The following is a 4778-nucleotide window of genomic DNA, read 5'->3' as shown; positions in this document are numbered from 1 at the left end:
GGCGGGAGGCGGGATGACGGTGGGGCTGCTGAGAATCACCGTCGGCGGCGGCATGACGTTCAAGGCCACCGGGGCCCGTGCGGGCTTGCCCTGCTCGAACGAGGACACCGCGAAGTCCACCACCGCCTTGGCCGCCGGCTGCATCGCGGGCGGCACCGCCTGCTGGACAGTGGCGTTCGCCACGGTGCGGATGATAGGACCCAGACCCCTACGGATTGCATCAGTCATGTAATTTCCCCCTCTACTGAAAACATTCTACTCGAAATGTTTTCGCATGACCAGGGCCCGGCGTTCATCCGTCATCTGGACGCGGGGTGAGTCACGTCAGGAGGGCAGGCCGAGCGCCACCAGCGCGGCGGCCACCACCTGCTTCACGGGAACCCCGGCGGCCTCGGCGACGCGGCGGCAGTCCTCGAACTCCGGATGCGCGTTGAGGACGGCGCCGTCCCGCAGGCCGCGCTTCACGCGCACGCGCCCCCACGGCGTCTGCACCTCCACCCAGTCGCGCGCCAGGGCCTGACGCTCGACGCGGTGGTAGCGCACGCCCAGGGACGTGGACTCGCGCAGGAGCAGGTCCACCGTGGTGTCGCGCAGGCCGCCCTCCACCAGCGCGCTCAAGAGGTGGCCCGGGCGGCTCTTCTTCATCACGACGGGGGCCACCCACGCATCCAGCGCGCCCACGGCGAGCAGCCGCTCCACCAGGTGCCCCAACAGCTGCGGCGTGGCGTCGTCCAGGTTCGCCTCCACCACCCACAGGCCCTCGGTGCGCGAGTCCTCCAGCCGCCCCAGCGACGCGCGCAGCACGTTGGGCCGGTCGCGGAAGTCCTTCGTGCCCACGCCGTAGCCCACCTTCTCGACAATGAAGTCGGGCGGGTGGCCAATCTTCGCGAGCACCTTGAGCAGCGCCGCGCCGGTGGGGGTGGTCAATTCGCCCACGCCCTCGAAGCGCACGGGCACGTCGCGCAAGAGCTCCAGCGTGGCCGGCACGGGGATGGGCATCATGCCGTGCGCCACGCGGATGGAGCCGCTGCCCAGGGGTGGCGGCGCCGCGTGGACCTCCGGGTCGCCCAAGAGCTCCAGCACCACCGCCGCGCCGCAGATGTCGACGATGGAGTCCACCGCGCCCACCTCGTGGAAGTGGATGTCGTCGATGGAGACGCCGTGCACCTTCGCCTCGGCCTCGCCAATCGCGCGGAACACCGCGAGCGCCCGCTCCTTCGCGCGGGGCGGCAGCGTGGACGCGGACTCGATGAGGCGGCGGATGTCCGCGTAGGCGCGGTGCGGATGGGCCTCGCGCGCGTCCAGCACCACGTCCAGGTGCGTGCCGCTGATGGCGTGGCGCACCGCGCGGCTCACCGCCAGCTTCCAGCCCGGGACGCTCAGCCCTCGCAGCGCCGCTTCAATCGCCGCGGGCTCCAATCCCAGGTCGATGCCCGCCGCCAGGAACATGTCCCCGGCGATGCCGCCCACCGGCTCCAGGTAGAGGATGCGCCGCATGCCGCTCACCGCCGCCCCTTCGTGCGCGAGACGAGCGCGGCGTAGAAGCCCCCGCCGAAGCCGTTGTCGATGTTCACCGTCGCCACGTTGGAGGCGCACGAGTTCACCATCGCCAGCAGCGCGGACACGCCCTTGAAGTTGGCGCCGTAGCCCACCGACGTGGGCACCGCGACGATGGGGATGCCGACGAGCCCGCCCAACGCGCTCGCCAGCGCGCCCTCCATGCCCGCCACCACCACCGCGGCGTGGCACTCCTGGATCTCCTCCCGGCGCCGCAAGAGCCGGTGGATGCCCGCCACGCCCACGTCGTAGACGCGGCGCACCTCCGCGCCCATGGCCTCGGCCGTCACCGCGGCCTCCTCCGCCACGGGGATGTCGCTGGTGCCCGCGGTGACGATGGCCACGCGGCCCGCGCGCACCTTGCCCTGCTTGAGATGGAAGATGCGCGCCACCGGGTGGTACAGGCCCTTGGGGAAGCGAGCCACCAGCGCCTCCGCCTTGTCCGGCTGCAGCCGCGTCACCAGCACCGTCTGCTTGCGCTCCACCAGCGCGCCGACGATGCCCAGCAACTGCTCCACCGTCTTGGGCTCGCCCAGCACCACCTCCGGGAAGCCGAAGCGCAGGTTGCGGTGGGTGTCGAGCGTCGCGTACCCCAGCTCCGCGAAGGGGAGGTCCTTGAGCTTGCCCACGGCGTCATCCACCGAGACGCGGCCCGACTTCACGCTCCCCAGGAGCTGCTTCAGCGCCTTCTCATCCATGGCGCCCCTGTACCCCGAAACGGGCTACACGCCCAGCCGCGCCAGGAGCGCCCGGGAGCTGTCGCGCTCCAGCACCAGCAACAGCTGCCCGCTCACCGGGGGCGTGGCCGCCGCCATGAAGCGCGCCTCCAGCACCACCACGCGGCCAGGGTCGCCCTCCACCTGCCCCACCGCCGCGCCCACCAGCTCGCGAGCGCTCGCCCGCCGCAGCGTGGGCACCGACGGCATCAGTCGCCAGGACGTCAGCTTGCCGATGGCGGACAGGCACGCGCTCGCGACGATGTTCGCCGCCTCCGACACCGCGCTGTCGCGCTCGGCCTGCCCGCACTCCCGCGCGCCCAGCAGCAGCGTCTCCAGCGCCTGCGCATCCGGGGCCGGCAGGGCCAGCATCAGCACGCCCCGCAGGGCCCCGGTGATGGAGAGCCAGGCCGCCACCGCGGACGCGTCGCCGCCCAACAGCCCCGCGGCGTCCTCGGGGCCGGTGAGCACCACGCGGGGGACGGACAGGTCCACCTGACGTCCGCCCATGAGCCGGGAGAGCGCGTTGGCCGCATGGCCGCAGCCGATGTTGGCCACCTCGCGCAGGGCATCGAGCTGCGCATCGCTGGGAAGAGGCGGGCTCACGCGGACAGTAACCTCGGAACATCCAGGATGAAGACCGGACGGCCGCTGCCGAGGATGGTCACCCCGGAGAGGCCGGGCAACAGGTCCAGCGGCCGCGACAGCGGCTTGAGCACCACTTCCTCCTGGCCAAGCAGCCGGTCCACGCCCAGCGCCACCCGTCCGGAGTCCCCCTCCATCACCACGAAGGGACGCACCCCGCGCAGGCCGGGCGCCGGCACACCGACGAGCGAGTCCAGCGCGTGCACGGGCAGCAGCGAGTTGCCATGCGGCAGGAGCGCCGTCTCGCGGCTGCGGCTGAGCGCGTCGCTGTCCGCCTCCGTGGCGCCCACCACCTTGGCGATGGGCAGGCCGAAGACCTCCTCGCCCACCTCCACGAGCAGCAGGTGCACCACCGCCACCGTCAGCGGCAGCCGCAGCGTGAAGCGCGTGCCCCGGCCCGTCTCGCTGTCGATTTCGAGCGTGCCACCCACGCTCTCCACCACGCGCTTGACGGCGTCCATGCCCACGCCTCGGCCGGAGATGTCCGTCACGTCCTTGGCCGTGGACACGCCCGGCAGGCACGACAGCATGAAGGCCTCGCGGTCCGTCATCCGCGCGGCGGCCTCCGGGGTGAGCAGGCCGCGCGCCACCGCGGCGGACTTCAGCTTCGCGGGGTTCATGCCGCGGCCGTCGTCCTCCAGCTCGATGATGACGCGGTCCCTGGCGCGCTTGACGGCCACGAGCACGCGCCCGCGCGGGCCCTTCTTCGCGGCGACGCGCTCCTCGGGCGACTCCAGGCCGTGGTCGATGCAGTTGCGCAGCAGGTGCAGCAGCGGGTCCGCCAGCTCGTCGAGGATGGCGCGGTCCAGCTCGATTTCGGCGCCGGTGATGACCAGGTCGACCTCGCGCTCCTTGCGCCGGGCGATGTCGCGCGCGGCGCGGGGGAGCCGGTCGGTGATGAGCGACAGCGGCGTCATGCGCGCCGTCATCACCTTGTCGTGCAGGTCCTTCACCAGCGTGTGCAGCCGGTAGACGCCCTCCTCCAGCGCGGGGCGCACGTTCTCCGGCAGCACCTTGCCCACCTCGCGCAGGCGCGCCGTGGCGAGCATCAGCTCACCCACGGTGTCGAGGAAGTAGTCGAGCAGCTCCGTGCGCACGCGCACCGTGCGCGACGAGGAGTCCGCGCCCACGCCGCGCCCCGCCTCCGCCGCCGACGCCGGAGCGACCACGGGGATGGGGACCGCCACGGCGGGCTTCACCGAGACGACGTCCACCTCGGCCACGTTCTTGAGCGACTGCTGGATGCCCGCCTCGCCCACGGACGTCTCCAGCTCCAGCTGGATGTAGCCGTCCGGGATGCGACCGGCCTTGAGCTCCTCGAGCGCGGGCCGCAGGTCCACCAGCGTGCCCAGCGTGGTGAGCCGCTTGTGCACCAGGAAGGCGCGCACGCCGGGCACCTGGCACGTGGGGGAGATGCGCAGCCGCACCGCCCAGCGCTGCGTGCCGCCTTCGGGGCGCTCGCCGGGCAGCGGCGCCGTGGAGGCCGCCTTGAGCGCCGTGCCCAGGTCGTTCAACGCCACGTCACCGAGTCCGAGCGGGGCTCCCGTGGACGCGTTGCCGTGCGCAGAGGACGCGGGCGCGCCGATGCCGAGCACCTCGCGCACACCGCCGACCCCCGGGTCCAATGAGGTCAGTCGGGGAGGGACCGGCGACTGGGGACCGAGGTCCGCGCCGCTCGTGCTCGTGGAGCCGTTCAACGGGGAGGACGTGCCGGGAGCGGCACCGGACACAGACGCGGGACCACTGGCCGTGCCGCCCGGTGAACCGTTGCCGCCTGTCGAGCTCACGCCGCTCGTCGAGCCTGCACCGTCACTCGCGCCGCCAGACGAACCCACCCCACCTGCCGCGCCCGTCGTGCCC

The 4778-nt window shown here is 72.7% G+C and carries 5 protein-coding genes; all 5 read right to left on the bottom strand.

What is annotated here, in order from left to right; all coding sequences use genetic code 11:
• Nucleotides 1–183, bottom strand: a 183-nt coding sequence (locus FL311_RS41250; RefSeq protein ID WP_228557428.1) for a hypothetical protein, incomplete at its 3' end; no start/stop codon positions are given.
• A gap of 141 nt (nt 184–324) precedes the next feature.
• Entirely contained in the window at nt 325–1497 is a 1173-nt protein-coding gene (gene larC, locus FL311_RS41245) for a nickel pincer cofactor biosynthesis protein LarC (protein ID WP_194869597.1), read from the bottom strand.
• Nucleotides 1498–1502: 5 nt separating this feature from the next.
• Nucleotides 1503–2255: a nickel pincer cofactor biosynthesis protein LarB gene (gene larB, locus FL311_RS41240; protein WP_046716500.1), complete on the bottom strand. Its 753-nt coding sequence runs from the start codon at nt 2253–2255 to the stop codon at nt 1503–1505.
• A 24-nt stretch (nt 2256–2279) separates the two neighbouring features.
• Nucleotides 2280–2879 carry a chemotaxis protein CheC gene (locus tag FL311_RS41235; RefSeq protein ID WP_141333096.1) on the bottom strand — a complete coding sequence of 200 codons (600 nt, stop codon included), beginning with the start codon at nt 2877–2879 and terminating at the stop codon, nt 2280–2282.
• Nucleotides 2876–4778: chemotaxis protein CheA (locus FL311_RS41230; protein WP_194869596.1), on the bottom strand; the 1903-nt coding region annotated here is incomplete at its 5' end. The genes FL311_RS41230 and FL311_RS41235, both read right to left, overlap by 4 nt.

The sequence above is a fragment of the Myxococcus sp. AB025B genome, from assembly GCF_006518215.1.
In the GTDB taxonomy this organism is placed as follows: Bacteria; Myxococcota; Myxococcia; order Myxococcales; family Myxococcaceae; genus Myxococcus; species Myxococcus fulvus.
Note: the sequence above shows the minus strand (reverse complement) of the source record. Positions and strands in the feature narration are given on the sequence as shown.

Excerpts from the sequence above, each read along its gene's own strand:
- larC (WP_194869597.1), bottom strand. The coding sequence starts at position 1,497 with ATGCGGCGCATCCTCTACCTGGAGCCGGTGGGCGGCATCGCCGGGGAC.
- larB (WP_046716500.1), bottom strand. The coding sequence starts at position 2,255 with ATGGATGAGAAGGCGCTGAAGCAGCTCCTGGGGAGCGTGAAGTCGGGC.